The following is a 21,067-nucleotide window of genomic DNA, read 5'->3' as shown; positions in this document are numbered from 1 at the left end:
AGGGCATCTCTACTTATTGCCTTGTCCCTTATTCCCACCATTACCGCCATTACCACCCGAACTACTTAACGAAAGTATCACTCTGGCCGTTGCCGTGGTTTTACCATCACTAATGGTATAGCTAAAGCTATCGCTACTCTTAAAACTCTTTGCCGGTACATAGCGTACTTGGCCAGCGGATGTCATTTCAACCCTCCCCTTAGCCCCTTGGGTGACCGATACTAATACCAGCTCATTTTCTGCATCACTATCATTGGCCAACACATCGATAAGTACCGGACTTTTGGATGTCATGCTGACATTATCATCGACCGCTATTGGCGCCGTATTAACCACGGTCTTTACCGTATACAGGGCGCTATCGCTGGCAAAGTAGCGACTATCTTGGCTGTGAGTCGCGGTCAGTAACACCTCATAAGCACCGGGTTCTGCATTAAGATCTGAACTCACGACAATATTCGTTTGACTCGTTTGTCCTGGAGCTAAAAGCAATGAGTTTTGACTACTGTGCCACCCTAGCGGCAATTGTGCAGACAGCTCAAAGGTACTGCTATCACAAGCTTCGCTATCTTTATTGGTCACGCTAATGCCATAGCTTAACTGTGCACCTGCAACTACCTCAGTGTCATTAACACTGTTGAGCATCAGTATAGGGGCTGCACGCTCACATACCGCCACTGGCGAGGCTACCGTATAGGTCGCGGTGTCTGTGACACGATAAAGCGGCTCACTTACATGCTGGGCGCTAATGTCAAAATCATAAATACCGGCACTCGCCTCAGGCAGTGATGTGACATCGATACTGACATCGCGCTGCTCACCGGGTGACAAACTGATCCTCTGATGATTGGCGGTCCACCCCGTTGGGACATTGGCCGCTATCTCGTAATCACTCACGCTACACGCATCACTATCGCGATTGATAAGCGTGCCACGATACGTAACTGGAGTGCCGGCGGCTAGTGGTTCATTGCTATCGAGCGTCAACATAAAGCTTGGCGCGACTGATACACAGGCCAATACTGGAGCTTCAACCACATAACTGACTGTTGATACCTGCTGATATTGGTTATTGGCGACATTCGTTGCGCTAATAGCAATATCATAAAATCCTTCACTGGCAGAGGTCGAAGAAGTCACGCTGACAGAGGTTGTAGCGCTTTCACCTGGCGCGAGATGCAGGTTTTGATCTTGTGATAACCAACCGCTGGGGGCATCAATGGTGATCGCAAAGCTAGCATCGGTACAGCCGGCGCTATCATTATTGGTAACACTCACCCGATAATCGACCTTACTGCCCGCCTCAACCCATGGGCTTTCATTAGGGGCGATGCTGAGGCTCGGAGCCGCTTGAATACAACTTTCGCCAGCGTAACTCACGTTAACTGATACACCACTTTCGTCGGCCCACTCCGTGGTGATCGTCACTCCAGCGGCAGCATCGGTATAACTTTGCCCCGCGATTAAGGCGGCATCATCGAGATCCCGTAATCCACTCTTAGGTGTCATATCCAGCAACAAGCTACTTTCAATATCTTCATCGCTTTGATTTAAATGCAGTAGCACACCTTGAGTCACGGCTTTGCCAGCAAGGAAACTATCAAAACCTATACCTTGGCGATATTCTAAGTAATACCATAAGGGGTCGCCGGTTTGCGCATCGCCGCCACGGCGGACTTTAAGTCCTTTCGCTTGACCGTCGAGGGGGCTTTCATAAGGAGCTAACAGATAATTACCATCACTTTCTGCGCTGATAAGCTCGCCTTGCTCTGGCGTTAACCAGCCTAAACGTTCTTTGTTAAATAGGTTAAAGTGTCCCTCAGATTTGCCCATGATATCCAGCGTGTCACCATAGGTGATGGCAATGCACGCATCGCTCAGATAACCATCGCCACAACTGAGCTCCTTAGCATGCTTTAAGCCCAAATTATGCCCTAGCTCATGGCCGATGGTGAGCAGATTCAATTCACCATTAATCCAAGCTCGCGACGGATTTCCGCCAAGCGTGCCTTGGCCACGCCAGCCACAACTGCTGTTTTGAGGCAGCAGATAGACCAAACGTTGATATTGGTTCAAATCAATACCAGCATCTATGGCCAATTGTTGCGCATAACGGTCCATACCAAAATAGTCACAATTGGTGTCTATTGGTAAAGTGAAATATCCTCTGACATCGCCACTAAGCCAGGTCTGACCATAAGAGGCTTCTTGGTAAAAGTCATTGACCCGGCCAAAAACCATCTGCTCAACCTCTTCTTGCGTCCAAGGTTGCAGGCTGGGGTTATCTTGAAAATTCAACATCAACACCAGCACTTTCTGCTCGCCAAGCGTATTGGCTAAAGTGCTGGTTTCCGCCATAAGCCGCTCAGTATTGCTCACGTTACTGCTTGCCGCTAACACCACAAGGTTCGCTTGATCATCATCCAAGACTAGGGTATCGAGCGTCTCTTGTTCGGGCGTGCCACTGAACAACCAACCATTAACGTTAACTTGCATACCCGATTGCAACTGTGCGACATCCTTGCTCTCTGGTAGCAGCAAACGAATGCGACCGCTCGGTGTAATGAGCTGATAATGGATTCGATGTAAGCTGGCATCGTCATAATCTTCATAAGTGATAAACAGCTGTCCTTTGAACTGCCGTTTTTGGGCTAACATATTCAGAATGTCGTCTGGTATTCCGGCACGCTTATTCATGGGAACGATACTACGCACCGCAGCAGCAGGATCTCGGTCAAGCAATGCCTGCTGTGCAAGTTGGCGCTGCTCGGCAAGCACCTTAATAGATTTAACTAAGCTTACCCGCTCTGACTGAGCCTGATCTGCTTGTTGGCTTCGATGATATTGAGCCATCAAATGAGATAATTTAAGGGTTTGTTGTTCTACTTGCCACCGATACGGTGAATGTTGGGAACTGTGTATGGCATGAGCCGGAGCATCACTATCATGATCACCAGGTTGTGCTAGAGCCATATTGGCGACCAGTTGAAACGTAACGATGAGCAGAGACAGGATAAATACTGGCGTTCGGCGAAGTGACACGCGGTTGAGCGCACTCTTCATGGTCATAACAGTGGTTTTCAATTAAGTACCCTCTAAAAAACAACACAAAACCAAGCCTTCACCTAAAATAAGGCGAACCTGATTAACTTAAACGGTGAGATATCGCTAGCTAACACCATCATAGGGACAACCCTAGAGATTTACTGGTGTTGAGAGCAAAACAGCGGGCATACTAACAAAGGAGTTGGCGATATTTCAATCAATGTAGAGGTGTTTTTTTAAACGATAACGTCCACTTTTGATGAATTCGTATCGTAATCAAGGCGAAAGCAACAAAATTAAATAGTGGTTAGCATTGAGCCCGCATTAAGATAGGCAATTCAACAATAAACAAAATCGAAACATACCACAAAGCCACATAACAACTAACCATCAAGGCGCAACATTCAAACGCGATTTTTAAGCGCAACGAATATTGAGCTAATTAATTGTTCTAGTATCGCCCTAGTGATACGCAATAAAGAAGCGACTATATTTGACGAAAATTGATACGCCATATCATAGGGCACTTTCGTCAACAAATACCCTAGGTCTTTAAGGAGAACCAAGATACATGCATCGGCTTGTCTGGCAATGTCACCTAAGATGTTGACCCAAAACGGGCCATATCATGCCAAGGTGAATAAGAGGAGTAATGTTATCTTAATGGCTACGAAAAGCCTTGAGCACCCAATACATAGGCTTAAGATCTTTGCCACCTTTGTAGCGAAATGGCCATAACAATTGCCCTAGCCATTGCCAAGGCGACAGACGTTGCTGCGCATAACGCCAGCACGTTTCGCCGCCACATTGACGGTAATGAGCTAATGCAGGGTTAATCAGCTGATGCTCGGCGCCTAAATAACGATACAGACTATGGATATACACCAGTAGATCACGTACCTGCTGACGCGCCATATTTTTGCCTTGCTGATTGGCTTCAAAATCGATAAAGGTGATATCACCTTCTTGCCAGCAGATATCACGCAGGGCTGGGCGCCCATGGGCAAAACCGGCTTGATGCAATTGGGCTAAGCCTCTAGCACTGTCTTTTAAAATCTGTAATTTTTGTTGTGGATCATCACTATCGGCCAACAGACCGTTGACAGGCATACCGGCATCGGCGACCACTAGGTAATCATCGCCAAAACTCACCAATTCTGGCACAGGTGCGCCTTTCGCGGCTAAGCTTCGCAGTGTGCTAATTTCAAGTTGCAACGATTGTAGCGGCTGGGACTTTAACCATCGCATGGCGCCAGTTAAGTGCTCGGCTTGCTTCAACCAGTAGGTTTGACCTTCAAAGTCAAAACTGACCACCCGCTTACCCTTATTGTCGGCTAACACTTTATCGATAACAGCTTGTATAGCAGGTTTAGTCACACGTTGAACTCCGGTTAGGCTGAGGGGGGGATTATGGGCAGTCGATGAGATAAAATCAATTTATCGCCGTTTAGCTGCTGTAACTATAGGCAATGGGAGCAAAATAACAGATGAGTAGTAAAACAAGCGCGCCTGTATAAGCGCGCTCAGGCAGATTAAGCCTCGTCGGTCCACGGCTCGGCTTTATTGGCTAATAATACCGGGATCCCATCATCGATTGCATAAGCAAGACGATCAGCCTTACAGATAAGCTGCTGTTTAGCTTTATCATATTCAAGTTTGCCTTTACAAATTGGGCAGGCAACTATCTCTAAAAGTTTCTTATCAAACGCCATTTGAATTTCCTTGTTGTACTGATTTACGCTGTTGTAACTGAGCTATCAACTGCTGTTCAAACTGTGGGGCTATCTTGGCATCTACCGGTAGATACCACCAGTTTTGCTTTGCAAATTCGCGACATTTAACCGCATCTTTCTCTGTCATCAAGACCTGTGCGCCACAGGCAATGGCATCGATATCGGCTAAGGTCAACGGGTGGTGATCATCAAATGCATGTTGCTTTTGCGTCGTGATCCCCAGCTGGTTTAAGGTATTAAAAAACCGCTGAGGGTTACCAATGCCAGCTATAGCGACCGCCTGTGGTTCAGCACTAAATGCCGCTGTCGATAGGCTGTCGTCCTGTGGGGGCTTAACCGGTTGCCACTGAGCGGCATGCAGTTGCATTAACCATTCACCCTCTTGGCACTCATCACCATTCACTAAAGTAAAGTCAACCGCTTGCTGACGCCAGCGCCCTTCTCGCAGCGGGCCTGCAGGTAACAGATAACCATTACCGAAACGGCGCTCGCCATCGAGGATCAGCAGTTCAATGTCTCGGGCTAGCGCATAGTGCTGCAGGCCATCATCGGAGATGATGATATCAACATCATGTGCTTGCAGCAGAGCATGACAGGCATCAACTCGCTTGGCTCCAATGACCATAGGCACTTGGGTTCGCGCCACTATCATCGCGGGTTCATCACCAACTTCTCGGGCAGGCATACCCGGTAATACCGACTTCACGCCGCTAAAAGCCACGCCATAACCACGACTCACCACGCCAGGGCGGTAGCCATGGCGACGTAACAGCTCAATTAAATAGATAACGGTGGGCGTTTTGCCACTGCCGCCAACGGTGATATTGCCCACCACGATAACCGGCACTGGCATCTGAGTCGCTGACTTTATGCCGACTCGAAACAAAAGCCGCCGAGTGGCCGTCACCAAATAAAACAACCCACAAAGTGGCAGCAAGGCTAAGGCTAGCAGTCGATAACCCACACTTGCCTTAGCGTACCAGAGACGATTAACAAAACCTTGCATCGACTTAGCTACTAAATTGCATTTGGTACAAGTTGTAATAGATGCCTTGTTTTTCCAGCAGCTCTGCATGTGAGCCGCGCTCGACCACGCGGCCTTGGTCTATCACTAAGATTTGGTCGGCATTCTCAATCGTCGATAATCGATGGGCAATCACAATCGAGGTGCGGTTTTGCCTTAGATTATCTAAGCCGCCCTGAATCGCTTTTTCCGATTCGGTATCTAACGCCGAGGTCGCTTCATCTAAGATCAATAACGGCGCATCACGTAATATGGCTCGGGCAATGGCGATACGTTGACGTTGGCCACCCGATAACATCACCCCATTTTCACCCACTTGGGTGTAAATACCCTCAGGCATATCGGCGATAAACTCATACGCATTGGCCAGCTTAGCCGCTTCGATGATTTTCTCTTCGGTCACTTCACCCGGATAGGCATAGGCGATATTGGCTGCAATGGTGTCGTTGATCAAGGTCACTTGCTGTGACACAACCGCCACTTGGTTGCGCAGTGACGCCAATTTGTAGTCTCGTAAGCTAATATCATCCAGAGTGATATCGCCCGACTCTAAATCAGAATAGAAACGGGTGATCAAACTGGCAATAGTGGATTTACCCGATCCCGAACGGCCAACCAAGGCCAAGGTTTCACCCGGATTAACACTAAAGTCCACTTGATTAAGCGCCAAATTTTCTTGGTTATTATAACGAAAACAGACGTTATCAAAGCGCAAACGGCCTTCCACGCGGTCGGTTTCATAGGTACCGGTGTCGACTTCTGCTGGCGTATCTAAAATTTCAAAAATGGTGCTACACGCGGCAATACCACGCTGAAACTCTGCATTCACGCGGGTTAAGCTCTTAATCGGTTGTAGCATCGCCATCATGGCGGCCAATATGGTGGCAAACGTACCCGCGGTAAGGTCGGCCTTCATGCTGTCAAGGCTTGACGCATAAAGTACAAATGCCAAGGCGAAGGAACCTATCACCATCACCAAGGGTTGGCTAATCGCTTGCGCTAAGGCCAGCTTCATGGTGCGTGAGCGGTTTTCATTATTGACTTGAGCAAAACGTGCTGACTCGGTTTTTTGCCCACCGAAAACCAGCACGTTTTTATGACCTTTGATCATCTGCTCGGTCACCGAGGTGACGCCGCCCATGGCTGTTTGGATCTGTTTAGACACCTTACGGAACTTGCGGCTGACAACGGTGATCACTATGCCAATCAGCGGACCAACAACCAAAATACACAGGGATAACTTCCATGAGTTATAAAACATCACCCCGAGCATACCGATAACGGTAATACCGTCACGTACTATGGTGATCAGCGCACTACCTGAGGCTCTGGCGATCTGCTCGGTATCATAGGTGACCCTGGAGATCAGATTGCCACTACTTTCAGAATCGATATAGCTCACTGGCAGCTTAAGGTAATGTTCAAACACTTGCTGGCGCATATCCATGATCATGCGCGCACTGATGTAAGAGATACCATAAGTGGATAAGAAGTTCGCCAAGCCCCGCAGGGTAAATAAGCCAACCACCACAAAGGGGGCAATTTTTAGCACATCATTATCGGAGTTGAAACCGCCACTTAAGCCCATATCGACACCGTTGACTATGCTCGGTGTGCTTGGCACATTGCTGGCAAAACCCTGATCAATAAACGGGGTGATCGAATAGATAAACGTTGCGTCTACAAGGCCGTATAACACTAGGCCAACGATAGACAAAAATAGCACCCCTTTAAGGGGCACAAGATAAGTCAGCAACCTGAAAAAAACAGTGCTCACTTCACTTTTAGAAGAGTTTGTCATTCACGATTCTATATGTTGGTGCAAAGAAACACATTCTACTCTGTATTGAGCATCTGACCAAATTCAAACGTCCGATTATACCAAAACGGTGCAAAATCATACCGGTAGCCTTTGATTTTCATATCATCTTGGTTAAAAATCACGCTAAGCTGACCGTTATTGCCCACACTGTATTGCTCGACCAGCGCCAATTGATAGCGCTCAATCACTTTTGTTTTAGGAAATCCATAACGATTATTTAAGCCAGCCGCATACAGCACAACAGTGGGTGAGACGGCTTGGATAAACGCCTCGCTTGACGAGGTGTTACTGCCATGATGAGGGGCGACTAAGATACTGCTGCGTAGCCCTTCATAAAAACTGCCGCTCGCTTGGTCCTTAGATGCATCATCATAGCCGTTGCCGTTATTAACCCCATTTTTAAAACTATTAGTAACGTCATCACTCACACCATAGCCACGCGGTGCCGTGCCTTGGCTCATATCCGTCATAAACAAGCCCTGTCTCTTGGCGCGTGCAACTAATTGCAGCTCGGCTTCAGCCTCAATATCGCCAGGCAGTAACACTTGATGTGTATCGTCACCGATGCGCACGATACAGGAACCATTGTTGCCTTGCTGAGGGTGCGATGGCCCAAGCAGCGCGATAACTAACCCTTGCCAATGCCAGCTTTGGGGCCGACAAGCAATTGCCCCCTGATGATCAAGATCTGTTACCAGCTGAGTGTGCGGATACATGCGTAACAGCACATCGGCGCCACCCGCATGATCGTTATCACCATGGCTCAAAAATAAGTAATCCACCTCCGTAATCCCCTGCCGCTGCAGAAAAGGAATAACAGTGTATTTAGCGTAACTAAATTGGCTGCCAAAGGCGGCGCCAGTGTCATACACCACGGCACGGCCTTGTTTAATTACCACCGCGCTCAGGCCTTGGCCAACATCGAGTAAATGCAGCGCCCAACGTTTGTCATATTGAGTCAACCAAGGAGTGAGCAGCAACAGTAGACCGGGTAATAATAAGATAACCACCACAAACACAGCGCTTGCCGAGAACTTGGCGACGCTGGCATGAGCGGCCTTAGCGCATAAATTATCCATAGAGGGATCATCGGAGCTAGCATGCTTTAAGCGGTCATTTGCACAAGAATACATTCTTAACGCGGGGGTGATGCTTGCGTATAACAGCCGCAGCAAAAACAGACCCAATAAGGAAAATATCAGTGCCATTGCAGCATCGGCTGGCAAAGCTACCCAGCTTAATGGCAGTGAGTCTAACAGAGAGAAACTCGCCGTGAGCGGCGTAATGACACTATCTAACAAACTTAGCAGTGGCGCCATGCTCTGACTACTCAAGCTGTTTAGCATAGGGTCAGCCAATAGCCACATCAGCATCACAACAAAGGTTAAGGGGATCACCAGCAGGCTAAACCAAGGCACAAACACTAAATTAAATAGCAGTGAATAGGGTGCAATACCGCCAAACAGCAAGCCTTGCAGTAAGCCCAGTAACAAACTTAAGCGCCACTGAATTGACCAGAGTTGAGTCAGTTTTTGCCAAAGCCCTAGCCCATAACCTCGCCACTTATCCGGCTGATGGGCATCAATGCTGACAAACTTTTGCTGATGGGCAAACCACAAAATAATCGCCAGCGCACCAAAAGAGAGCCAAAATCCGGCGCTCATAATGCTTAAAGGATCGAGTACTAACACAATAAATAACGCCCACAACAAACGCTCGAATGGGGCTGAAAAACGGCGCAGCATACCTAGCGCTATCACTAACAACAGCATGGTTAAGGCGCGCTGAGTCGGCAGAGAAAACCCCGCTAAATAGGCATAAAAGCTGCTAATTATCAAAGCGATGATGCCTGCTAGATACCGATTGGTCATTGAGGGCGCAAGGCGCCAGCGATTGAGCGCATAACGCGCGAGCCCCACACACCACAGTGCCAGCACCGACAGATGCAAGCCCGAAATTGAGATAAGATGCCCGGTACCGCTTTGACGCAACCCTTGCCAGTGCGCTTCACTTACCTGTTGTTTATCCCCAAGCATCAAGGCTAACATCAAGTCACCATTGGCTAGATGGCTCACCTGCTGACGCAGACGCTCTATAAGCTTAAAGCGAAAACCGCTGGCACTGTGTAATTGCTGCGCAGCAACCACCCTACCTTTACCTATAATATGATGACCAAGATAATAACGCTGGCGATTAAAGCCCCCTTGATTCAGTGGGCTAGATATCGACTTAGGCTTGAGGGTGAGCAACCACTCCTCGCCCAAGCTTACAGGGTCGGAGACTTGCCACTCTAAACGCATAAATTTATTAAAAAAGAGATAAGAATTATCGTCTAACACGCGAATATCGACACTTATCTGGTCGCTGTTTCGCTGAACTAGTGATATGATTTCCGCCCTCACTGAGATCGTGGCATCATCATTACTCGTTTCAAACGCTAATAACTGATGACTAAACAAACTTACCCAAGCGAGTGCAAACACACCGCCTGCCAAGAGTTTTGACCAGCGAATGATAATAATAGCGGCCGCTACACAGCACCAAGCTTGGGTTGTTGTCAGTAGAGAGGGCCAGAGAAGTGCCGTGATAACTGTGGCACAGTAACCGAACATAAATGGATTCATATTGAATCATTTAAGACTGCAAACCTAAGCTATGCCAAAAAAAATCATCGAAAGATTTATGCCAAAACCAGAAACACTGCGAAATCATAAACACTTGCAGATGTTTGGGAAGTTGTTGCATAAACCCAACTTATGGGCGCTTAATCGGCGCTCGGCCCCAATGGCATTTGCCGTAGGTCTGTTTGTCGCATGGGTTCCTATGCCCTTTCAAATGGTATTAGCGGCAGCGTTAGCCATCATATTCAATTGTAACCTGCCCGTCGCCGTGGCCTTAGTCTGGGTCACCAACCCCATTACCATGCCCTTTATGTTTTATGCCGCTTACCTCTTTGGTACTACATTACTCAATCATCCACCGCAAGAGTTTGCCTTTCAAGCCAACTGGCAATGGATTGAAGCGTCACTTTCAACCATAGGCCCGCCCTTTCTAGTGGGATGCCTGGCATTTGCGATCATTTTTGCCACCTTAGGGTACTTTGTGGTTCACAACTTGTGGAAATACTCGATTTTATTCAAATGGAAGCGAAAGAAACGACAGTATTGAGCGATAAGCATGATAAACCGCAGCATACCAAGCACCAGCAAAAAATAAGGCATTGGTACTTAATTGCACCAATGCCTTTAGTTTTATCTTTACATGTTGACCTTAAACTCAACGCCCAGCAAGAGCCTGCGCTGGGTGGATGCGGCTGGCTTTCCACGCCGGATAGAGGGTCGAAATAAGGCTCATTACCAAGGCTAAAGCGATCACCATCGCCACGTCAGGCCAATACAGCTGCGAGGGTAAAAAATCAATAAAATAGATATCGGCTGACAGCAGTTGTATGCCTAAGAGCTGCTCAATGCTGCTGGCTATCGCGCTTAAATTCAGTGCAATAGTGACGCCTAACACCCCGCCAATGAGGCAGCCAAGCATGCCATTTAACGCCCCTTGCACAATAAATATCCCCATTACCGTGGCTTTAGCCATTCCCATGGTCAGCAAAATGGCAATTTCAGACTGTTTATCGCGCACCGCCATCACCAAGGTCGAGACGATATTAAAACAGGCCACCGCGATCACTAAGGCAAGCACTAAATACATTATAGCTCTAACCAACTGAATATCTTGATAAAGATGCCCTTGGGTTCGGGTCCAGTCGGAAAGGTACATATATTGCTGCTGGCTGTAACCAAGGCTGCGGATCAAACTTGGCGCGGCAAATACGTCATCCACTTTAATGCGCACGCCACTCACCCCGTCAGCAAGCCCTAAAATGGTCGCACCATATTGCAGCGGTATATAGGCGGTAGTTAGATCTAATTCGCCGCCAATTTCAAAAATGCCCGACACCACAAATCGATGGCTTTTGGCCGCACTGATGCGTTTAGTCTCATTTGGTTTCGCACTCAAATTTGGGGTGTAAAGGCTTAAACTATCACCTACTTGCAGCGATAAACTGTCGGCAAGCCCACGGCCCAGCACAATATTATTACCCGTTTGCTGCAGTGACTGCCAACTTTGTCGGCTCATATAGTGGGCAATATTAGACACCTTCGACTCAAGGCTTGGCTCAATACCGATCACGGTGAGACCCTGGAATCCGCCCGGCTTTTGAATTAAGCCTTGTAAACGTACAAAAGGCGCAGTGGCAACTATCCCGGCGATCTGCTGCGCATCTTGGGCGATTTGTGGCCAATCACGAATAGGTTCATTGACCCCGGTCAATTCCCCATGGGGCACGACGCCCAGCAAACGTTGTTCTAATTCACGCTCAAAGCCATTCATTGCCGACAACACAGTGATCAATACCGCCACCCCTAAGGCGATGCCGGCTGTTGAGGCAAAAGAGATAAAACTGATAAACCGATTCGATTGACGCGCACGGTAAAACCGCCAACCAACCCACAAGGAGAGCATCTGACTCATGATTTCTCCACACTTAGCGGCTGATTTTGCTCATAAAGTAAACCATCTTGCATTTGCAGTTGCCTGTCCATGCGCTCAGCCAGTTTAGGATCGTGAGTCACCACCACAAATGCGGTACCAAACTGGCTACCCAGCTCGCGTATAAGTTGGTAGACAGCCTCACCGCTGGCCGCATCTAGGTTACCCGTGGGCTCATCGGCTAATACTAATTTGGGTTGATTAATCAAGGCGCGAGCAATGGCGGTGCGTTGCCGCTCACCACCTGACATTTCGCTGGGAGTGTGCTGCAATCGATGACTTAAGCCGACTCGTTCCAGTAATGCCTTAGCTTGCTGCTCGACCTCTTGACGGGGGCGTCCCTGAATCAGCCCGGGCATCGCCACATTCTCTAACGCGGTAAACTCAGGCAGCAGGTGATGAAACTGATAGATAAAACCTAAATCTTGATTACGCACCTTAGCCTGGCGCGCCGCCGAAAGCTGATATAAATCTTCACCAAGCAGGGTCACTGTACCGCTACTGGGTTGATCTAACGTGCCCATGATATGCAGCAAGGTGCTCTTGCCCGAGCCCGATGTGCCCACAATGGCGAGCTGCTCACCGCGATACACATCGAGATTAACACCTTGCAGCACTTGGGTGTCGATGCTGCCTTCATGGTAGCCTTTACTGACATGGTTAACTTGTAACAATAAGTTCTTGTCTTGCTGTTGTGTCATATTACTATTCATACCTTAATGCGCTGGCGGGTTGAACATTGGCCGCGCGTAATGCTGGATAAACCGTGGCTAAAAAGGTGATTAACAAGGTGCCAATCACAATCGCACTCAGCTGCGATAGGGCTAACTGCACTGGCAACGACTGACCTGCTCCTAAGATGGAGATGCCTAAACTCGACATAATGCTATTAAGGTTAAGGGTGATAAGTACCCCCAATAATACCCCGCCCACTAAGCCTAATATCGCATTGAGCGAGCCTTGGATCATAAAAATGCCCATCACACTGGCGGTGGGTAACCCTTGGGTTTTTAGCACGGCTACATCGGTGGTTTTATCAACCACCATCATCACTAAAGCCGACACAATATTAAACGCCGCGACCGCGATGATAAGGCTAAGCATTAACGACATCATATTTTTTTCCATCTTCACCGCCGAAAACAGATGGCCATAATTATCGCGCCAATCAGAGGTGGTGACGCTAACGCCATCCTCGGCAAAAGCCGCCACCACTTGTGGTTGAAGAGTCGAAGCGTTAAATGGGTCACGCAGATATAACCTTAACTGTTTGATCTCACCAGCTTGTTGACGCATCAAGCGCTGGGCATCGTCATGGTGTACATAGGCCAAATTAGCATCGACTTGCGAGCCCATCTCAAACACGCCCGCCACATAAAAATTACGCTGGCTTGGCACTGGTCCTAAGGGGGAATAAACCACGCCATCGCCACTGAGCACCCTGACTTTATCACCTGGAGAAACGCTTAAACGGCGAGCCAATTCGGCGCCCAGCACAATTTGGTAATCGCCCGGCGTTAATACCGCTAATGAGCGATGAAAACGGGGATTCATCAGGGCCACATTTTGTTGTTCTATTTCGGGGTAGATGCCATAGATTTGCACCGCGCTGATGTTGCTCGGCGACTGCAACATCGCCTGAGTCGAGATACTGGGGCTCACCGCGACCACATCATCAAGTTGCATTAGCTTAGCCGCAGTCTGTTGCCACTGCGCTATATCATGTTCGCTATACACGGTTAACTGCGGCACTGCGCCTAAAATACGCTGTTTTAATTGACCTTCGAGGCCATTCATCACAGAGCTGACAATGATCAGCGCTGCCACACCAAGTACAATGCCTGACACGGCAAAAAGGGTAATAAAAGAGGCGAAGGAGTTGGCTTTGCGTGCACGCCAATATCGGTAACCTATGGTCCAAGATAACGCTAAATTCATGTTTCGCTGGGTCTCTTTGCTCAGGAGCCTTGATAAATCATTGAGATGCGCACGATAATAGGGGTAATAGCACTATAAAAACAAGAGGCAATCCTGTGAACACCGACTCAAACTCCTTTTTTAGCGTCAAGCACAGGTTTTCAGTATACCTGTCGGCGTGGCCAGAGGATCAGCCTCTTCCCTCAGAGAGCCAACTCAAAGCGATGTTGCCCCTAGGGCTGCAACTTATCAGCGAAGTAAAAACCATGGAAGCGGGCTGTTTATTACAGCTGAGAAATCTCGATGACGACGCCCGTACCGTAGTCGAATACTTAAAACTGCAATCGCGTAAAATCGATTTAGTATTGCAACATGTGCTTGAACAACAAATCTATGAAGGTGATAAATGCCTTGGAGAGTGTTTTGGCGGCAGTGGCATTCGGGTCATCAGTGATCAGCCTTTACTTGTGGGGCGTCAATATAGGGTCACGCTACACATAAAAGAGGCATTGATTTCGATGTTGTGCATGGCGCAATGCACCGCTTGCGCCCCCATTGCCGGCAATGATGACCAAGATAACGGCTTTCTCTGTGACTTAAGCTTTAGCCAAATCCTCGATGAAGATATTGAACAATTGGTCAAAGCCAGCCTTAATGTGCAACAAAAACAGTTACAACAACGGAAAAAAGACAATCAAACCGCCCCCTAGTTTTCACTGGCACTAGCGAGACTAAGCCTCTACAATGTCGGGCATCTTTGTCGATTTTTGGCCACTAGTCTCATCCCAATGAATGCTTTTTCAGTCTTAACACCCCCGAAAGTCAAAGGGGTTAAAACGCCGCAAACACTGAGCCACTTGCATGGCGCCGCTCAGGCCATCACACTAGCCAATATTTGTGATGCCCATGATGGCTTAACCTTAGTGGTCACTCACGATACGCCCAGCGCCTTGCAACTCGACACTGAGCTTCACTATTTACTGGGCGCGAAATCGATACCTGTGTTGCTGTTTCCCGACCGCGAAACCTTGCCTTACGACAGCTTTTCACCCCATCAAGATTTGGTTTCCCAACGCCTAGAAACGCTGTCACGTATACCCAGCGCGAAGAAGAGTGTGGTGATTGTGCCCATTAGCACCCTGATGGTGCGATTACCGCCGCAGTCGTTTTTAACCGGTAACGTGCTATTGCTCAATAAAGGCGATACGTATCAGCTGCAACAGGTGCGTCAACAGTTGGTAAACACTGGCTATCAACTGGTCGAACAGGTCTACGAACACGGCGAATTTGCAGTGCGCGGCTCTATTATCGATATCTTCCCTATGGGATCGAACCACCCTTACCGTATCGAACTGTTTGACGACGAAGTAGAGTCTATTCGCCAATTTGACCCAGAGACCCAACGCTCCAGCGGTGAAATTGACGCCATTCGACTATTGCCAGCCAAAGAGTTTCCCACCGATGATGCCGCTATCGAAGGGTTTCGTCAGCGCTATCGCCGTCAATTTGAGGTTGTGGTTAAAGAGCCCGAATCGGTTTACCAAATGGTCAGCCGAAAAGTGATGCCCGCAGGCATTGAAAGCTATTTACCGCTATTTTTCGATGAAACGGCCACACTGTTTGATTATCTGCCAGAGCATACCCAATTAGTGGGCATTGGTGACTTAGATACCGCCGCCAAGACCCATTTAAATGAGGTCAGCCAGCGCTATGAAAATCGCCGTGTCGATCCTTTAAGGCCACTACTGCCGCCTAAAGACTTATACCTGTTAACAGAGCAAGTTTTTGAAGCCTTCAAACGTCTGCCCCGCATTTTATGTAAAGGCACTGATTATCAAGGCACCAGTATTGCTGCCAAGGTTGAAGCCTTACCCGATATCGCCTCCAACCATAAATTAAAGCAACCACTATTGGCGCTGCAGCAATATGTGCAATCGGGCATGCCGATACTGTTTTGTGCTGAATCTGAAGGACGCCGAGAAGCCTTACTAGAACTGCTGGCCAAAATAAACATCAAGCCCACGCTGTTTGAGCATTTTTATGAATATGTCAACCAACCTGTTGCCTTTGGCTTGATTGTCTCACCCTTGTCTCAGGGCGCGATTATTAGCGACAAAAAAGATAAACGCTGGGCATTGGTATGCGAAACTGAGCTGTTTGGCCAACGGATTTCACAGCAACGCCGCCGCGATAAACAGCGCCAAATTAGCAGCGATGCACTGATTAAAGATTTAGCCGAACTCAAAGTTGGCCAACCCATAGTGCACTTAGATCATGGTGTGGCCTTGTATCAAGGCCTCGAAACCTTAGACACCGGCGGCTTAGTTGCAGAGTACCTAAAACTCGAGTACGCGGGTGGCGATAAACTTTATGTGCCTGTGGCGTCACTCAATCTGATTAGCCGCTACAGCGTCGGCCCCGATGATGAGGCTCACCTTAATAAGCTAGGTAACGAAAGCTGGACCAAGGCAAAACGCAAGGCTATCGAAAAAATCCGCGATGTGGCCGCCGAGCTATTAGATGTTTACGCCAGACGCCAAGCTAGGCCCGGCACCGCCTGTAAACTCGACAAAGAAGAGTATGCACAGTTTGCTGGCAGTTTTCCGTTTGAGGAGACCGTCGACCAAGAAACGGCTATCGAAGCGGTACTCAACGATATGTGCTCGCCTATCTCTATGGACCGCTTGGTGTGTGGTGATGTTGGCTTTGGTAAAACCGAAGTCGCCATGCGCGCCGCCTTTGTCGCCGTGAATGACAACAAGCAGGTTGCCATACTGGTACCCACCACCCTGCTTGCCCAGCAACATTACGAAAACTTTAAAGACAGGTTTGCCGATTGGCCGATTAAAATTGAAGTGCTATCGCGCTTTAAAACGGTCAAAGAGCAACAGGCCATTCTCGAGCAACTGAGCAATGGCCAAGTGGATATCGTCATTGGCACCCATAAGTTGCTGCAAACCGATGCTAAATTTGACAATTTAGGCCTGCTCATCATCGATGAAGAGCACCGTTTTGGTGTAAGACAAAAAGAAAAAATCAAAGCCCTTAGGGCCAATATCGATATTCTTACCCTAACCGCTACGCCCATCCCCCGCACCCTGAATATGGCCATGTCGGGCATGCGAGATCTGTCGATTATCGCCACCCCGCCAGCTAAGCGCTTAGCAGTAAAAACCTTTGTGCGTGAATACGATGAAGCAACTGTGCGCGAAGCGCTACTGCGTGAGATCTTGCGTGGGGGTCAGGTCTATTTTCTGCATAACAATGTCGAAACGATTGAAAAGCGCGCGCGAGAATTAGAACTCCTGTTGCCAGAAGCTCGGGTGATCACCGCCCATGGTCAGATGCGCGAGCGTGAACTCGAAAAAGTCATGTCTGACTTTTATCACCAAAAATACAACGTGCTAGTGTGCACCACGATTATCGAAACCGGTATCGATGTGCCCAGCGCGAACACCATTGTGATTGAGCGCGCCGATCATTTTGGCTTGGCACAGTTGCATCAACTGCGGGGCCGTGTGGGACGTTCGCACCATCAAGCCTATGCTTATTTGATGACACCGCACCCCAAACGCATGACCAAAGATGCCAGAAAACGGCTTGAAGCCATTGGCGCACTGGAAGATCTCGGCGCAGGCTTTATGCTCGCCACCCAAGACTTAGAGATCCGCGGCGCAGGAGAACTACTGGGCGATGAACAGAGCGGCCACATATCTAAAATTGGCTTTACCCTCTACATGGAAATGTTAGAAGATGCCGTCAAGTCGCTTAAAGAGGGCAAAGAGCCGTCACTAGAGCAGATGCTTAGAGGCCAGTGTGAGGTCGACCTACGCATACCAGCCCTGCTGCCTGAAGATTATGTGCATGATGTCAATATTCGCTTATCGCTGTATAAGCGCATTGCCAACTGCAGTAATGAAAACGCCCTCGATGAGTTAAAAGTGGAACTGATCGACCGCTTTGGTCTGCTGCCACAACCCGCCAAAAACTTACTCGAGCTGACCCTTTATAAACATCAAGCCACGACCCTTGGTATCGCAAAAATCGAGATGCACGCCAAAGGCGGCAGCCTTGAATTTAGAGACGATCATATTGTTGACCCGGGCTTTATCATCGGCCTGCTGCAGAGCCAACCACAAAATTATCGTATGGATGGACCAAGTAAGTTAAAATTCATCATGCCAACAGAAACCGATAAAGAGCGATTAGCCTTACTGTCATTGCTGATCTCGCAACTGATGCAACACCGCCTTGGAGAACCACGTGCTTAAACAAAGTCTATTATTGGTCACCACACTGCTCACCCTTTCCAGTTCAGTATTGGCCGCCGATGAGCGCTGGTTTGAAGTAGAGATTTACCTATTTGAGCGCCAAGGCACGCCATTTGAAGAGATGGTTAAAAACCCGGCCAATATCAATAAACGCGCGCCTATAGACATGATAACGCCACTGTTTAGTACCAATATTACCGGTGCGAGCCTTGGGCTTGAAGGCTGCAGCGCCCAAGAGTGGATCGACGATGCCAATAGATGTGATCAGCAACTGAAATCGAGCCAAGTCAGTCATCCCAGTCGCATCCCGATGACGGTCGCCGCCAGCACACCTCAGTATGCCAAAGTGGGCCAGTCAACGGTATTACTGGCTGAATCTCAGGCGCAATTTGGCGACATCATCAAGAAGCTCAATCGAGAGTCAGGCCATCGCGGTTTACTGCACATGACCTGGCAACAGTCGATGCTGCCGCGCCATTTAGCTACCCCTGTTCGTTTGTTTGCTGGTGAAGACTTTTCAGGCCGTTATTATCCCGATGGCATGTCGATATCCCAGCAGATGGCACCAAGTGAGATCCCTGAATTTAATTTCGATCTTGGCCTCAATCCAACCACCACTCCTGCGCCATTGTGGCAACTCGATGGAAAGATCAATATCTATCTTAACCATTACCTATATGTTGAAACCGCGCTAACGCTTCGCGAAGAAGGCACCAAAGTATTGCCAGCACAAACCGCTGACGGCCTGCTCGCCAATAACGCTGGTACCAAGGTCCCCTATCTATTTAAGATCTGGATGGCGCAAAATAGACGTGTTAAAAGTGATGAAATTCATTACTTTGATCACCCCAATATGGGCATTATTTTACAAATCAGAAAAATGACTCACCCGAGCGAGATCAGCGCTGATACCTTAAAACAGCTGGGGGTAATGCTCGATACCACCTCGCCAATGCCAGCAAAAGATACCCTAGAACAAGCAAGTAACAGTGTTCATCAGACTTTATCGTATTAAAGTAAGACTTTGATAGATAACGCTAGTAGTTAGCGTTATCTACACTCTTGCAGCAAACTGTTACATCATGATAGCAATGCAATGGGTATCACCTTCGGCCATATTCATACAAAAAAGGTTTTCACTGCCGCAACTCCCTCTTTTATCAGACCGAATGCGTAGCCATCAAACAATTAAAGACTCCACTCTTTTCGGCAAATATCCATTGCCGTTTTACTAAAACATTTTTAGCAATCAATCTTGTTAAGGCCATATAGTCAACTAATATTACAGATTAGCAGCATCATTGAATCGTACTTTATTGAGACCGACTCGTCTGACTTTCAATAAACGCGTGCCGCTTAGACGTTGACTAAAAAGGAACCTTAATATGGATGACAGAAAGCAAAAAAAGCGCAAAGGTATCTTCGAGTATTACGCGAAAAATCCTGAATCAGCCGATGAAAAAATCTTCGGTAGAGTCAGCTATCCCGACCGCCGCGGTTTTTTGAAAGGAGCAGGTCTGGCGACGATGGCGGCAGTACTGGGAGGAGCTATCCCCTTTCATCGCAACATGCCAGCAGGTATGATCCCTGCGGCGTTTGCAGAAGGCCTCGATGATGTAGTGATTGAAGGAAAAGAGGGTCTGACAGTACTCAACGACAGGCCGATGAACGCAGAGACGCCACCTCACCTGTTGAATGACGACATCACCCCAACCTCACGCCATTTTATTCGCAACAACGGTATTCCACCGACTGCGGTCAACGCCGAACGCTGGACCTTAACCATTAATGGATTGGTCGATAAGCCTTTGACACTCAGCATCAATGATCTCAAGCAGAATTTCGATGTAGTAGAACAACAGCTATTAGTGGAGTGTGGTGGTAATGGCCGTGCTTTCTTTGAACCCAAAGCCAAAGGTAATCAATGGACATACGGGGCAGTAGCATGTTCGAGCTGGACAGGTGTGCGACTCGCTGATGTGCTTAAGGCTGCTGGAGTTAAGGATGGCGCAGTCTATACGGCTCACTACGGCGCCGATAAGCACCTCTCTGGCGATGAGGGAAAACTCCCCATCTCCCGGGGCCTCCCCATAACAAAAGCCATGGGCAATGAAAACCTTATCGCCTTTGAACAAAACGGAAAACCACTTCACCCGATGAATGGTGCACCTCTTCGCTTAGTCGTGCCTGGTTGGCCGGGCTCGTGCTCACAAAAGTGGCTGACACGTATTCAAATTAGAGATCAGATACATGATGGTCCTAAAATGACCGGTACCGCTTACCGTGTACCTAATCGCCCTGTTGCACCGGGTGAAAAAGTCGCTAATGAAGATTTCGAGATTATCGAACGTATGCCAGTCAAATCACTGATCACCTCGCCACAAACCAATACCGATGTTTATGGTAGCGAAGTCTTAGTGCGCGGTCATGCTTGGTCTGGCGATCGCAAGGTTGATAAAGTACAAATTTCTATCGACTTTGGCGCAACTTGGACCAATGCCTCACTTGCCGCACCAGCAAATGAAGGTGCTTGGCAAACCTTTAATACTAAAGTGAAGTTCCCTCAACCAGGATACTATGAAGTATGGGCTAAAGCTGTCGATGATCGTGGGATCAGCCAGCCATTTGCCATTGCTTGGAATCCGAAAGGCTACCTTAATAATACCTTTCACCGTGTGGCATTAGTGGTTAAAGGTTGATAGCA

General features: G+C 48.2%; 14 protein-coding genes. 5 read left to right on the top strand and 9 right to left on the bottom strand.

The window, feature by feature from the left end; genetic code table 11:
* Nucleotides 1–9: 9 nt before the first annotated feature.
* The 6 genes from AC5YBZ_RS07300 to AC5YBZ_RS07275 form a co-directional block, all read right to left on the bottom strand.
* On the bottom strand, nt 10–3,084 hold the full coding sequence (locus tag AC5YBZ_RS07300) for an NEW3 domain-containing protein (RefSeq protein ID WP_494543623.1): 3,075 nt from the start codon (nt 3,082–3,084) through the stop codon (nt 10–12).
* 621 nt (nt 3,085–3,705) lie between these two features.
* On the bottom strand, nt 3,706–4,422 hold the full coding sequence (locus AC5YBZ_RS07295; protein WP_494543622.1) for a phosphotransferase: 717 nt from the start codon (nt 4,420–4,422) through the stop codon (nt 3,706–3,708).
* 155 nt (nt 4,423–4,577) lie between these two features.
* Complete coding sequence (locus AC5YBZ_RS07290; RefSeq protein ID WP_494519388.1) at nt 4,578–4,757, bottom strand: Trm112 family protein; 180 nt, start codon at nt 4,755–4,757, stop codon at nt 4,578–4,580.
* Nucleotides 4,747–5,784 (bottom strand): tetraacyldisaccharide 4'-kinase, encoded by a 1,038-nt coding sequence (gene lpxK / locus AC5YBZ_RS07285; RefSeq protein WP_494519389.1) that lies wholly within the window; start codon nt 5,782–5,784, stop codon nt 4,747–4,749. Before lpxK ends, AC5YBZ_RS07290 begins: the two co-directional genes overlap by 11 nt.
* A gap of 4 nt (nt 5,785–5,788) precedes the next feature.
* Nucleotides 5,789–7,603: a lipid A export permease/ATP-binding protein MsbA gene (gene msbA / locus AC5YBZ_RS07280; RefSeq protein WP_494519390.1), complete on the bottom strand. Its 1,815-nt coding sequence runs from the start codon at nt 7,601–7,603 to the stop codon at nt 5,789–5,791.
* Nucleotides 7,604–7,638: 35 nt separating this feature from the next.
* Nucleotides 7,639–10,248, bottom strand: a complete 2,610-nt coding sequence (locus AC5YBZ_RS07275) for a DNA internalization-related competence protein ComEC/Rec2 (RefSeq protein WP_494543621.1) — start codon at nt 10,246–10,248, stop codon at nt 7,639–7,641.
* Between the two features lie 31 nt (nt 10,249–10,279).
* On the opposite strand from AC5YBZ_RS07275, the gene AC5YBZ_RS07270 reads away from it, so the two are divergent.
* The gene (locus AC5YBZ_RS07270) at nt 10,280–10,792 is read left to right on the top strand and encodes a DUF2062 domain-containing protein (RefSeq protein WP_494519392.1); all 513 of its coding nucleotides are present in this window, start codon (nt 10,280–10,282) and stop codon (nt 10,790–10,792) included.
* Between the two features lie 108 nt (nt 10,793–10,900).
* Here AC5YBZ_RS07270 and lolE read toward each other — a convergent pair whose 3' ends face one another.
* The 3 genes from lolE to AC5YBZ_RS07255 are packed head-to-tail and all read right to left on the bottom strand — an operon-like array spanning nt 10,901 to nt 14,113.
* Entirely contained in the window at nt 10,901–12,157 is a 1,257-nt protein-coding gene (lolE, locus tag AC5YBZ_RS07265; RefSeq protein WP_494519393.1) for a lipoprotein-releasing ABC transporter permease subunit LolE, read from the bottom strand.
* Nucleotides 12,154–12,876 (bottom strand): lipoprotein-releasing ABC transporter ATP-binding protein LolD, encoded by a 723-nt coding sequence (gene lolD, locus AC5YBZ_RS07260; RefSeq protein ID WP_494519394.1) that lies wholly within the window; start codon nt 12,874–12,876, stop codon nt 12,154–12,156. Before lolD ends, lolE begins: the two co-directional genes overlap by 4 nt.
* Nucleotides 12,877–12,880: 4 nt before the next feature.
* Nucleotides 12,881–14,113: a lipoprotein-releasing ABC transporter permease subunit gene (locus AC5YBZ_RS07255; protein ID WP_494519395.1), complete on the bottom strand. Its 1,233-nt coding sequence runs from the start codon at nt 14,111–14,113 to the stop codon at nt 12,881–12,883.
* Nucleotides 14,114–14,208: 95 nt separating this feature from the next.
* On the opposite strand from AC5YBZ_RS07255, the gene AC5YBZ_RS07250 reads away from it, so the two are divergent.
* From AC5YBZ_RS07250 to AC5YBZ_RS07235, 4 genes are all read left to right on the top strand, one after another.
* A complete protein-coding gene (locus tag AC5YBZ_RS07250; protein ID WP_494519396.1) occupies nt 14,209–14,802 on the top strand; it encodes a hypothetical protein in 594 nt (197 codons plus the stop codon).
* Nucleotides 14,803–14,880: 78 nt separating this feature from the next.
* A complete protein-coding gene (mfd, locus tag AC5YBZ_RS07245; protein ID WP_494519397.1) occupies nt 14,881–18,363 on the top strand; it encodes a transcription-repair coupling factor in 3,483 nt (1,160 codons plus the stop codon).
* The gene (locus tag AC5YBZ_RS07240; RefSeq protein ID WP_494519398.1) at nt 18,356–19,378 is read left to right on the top strand and encodes a peptidoglycan binding protein CsiV; all 1,023 of its coding nucleotides are present in this window, start codon (nt 18,356–18,358) and stop codon (nt 19,376–19,378) included. Before mfd ends, AC5YBZ_RS07240 begins: the two co-directional genes overlap by 8 nt.
* 370 nt (nt 19,379–19,748) lie before the next feature.
* Nucleotides 19,749–21,062 carry a molybdopterin-dependent oxidoreductase gene (locus AC5YBZ_RS07235; RefSeq protein ID WP_494543620.1) on the top strand — a complete coding sequence of 438 codons (1,314 nt, stop codon included), beginning with the start codon at nt 19,749–19,751 and terminating at the stop codon, nt 21,060–21,062.
* The last annotated feature ends 5 nt before the right edge of the window (nt 21,063–21,067 follow it).

The organism is Shewanella sp. 553 (assembly GCF_059338375.1).
This window is presented reverse-complemented; position numbering and strand designations above follow the sequence as displayed.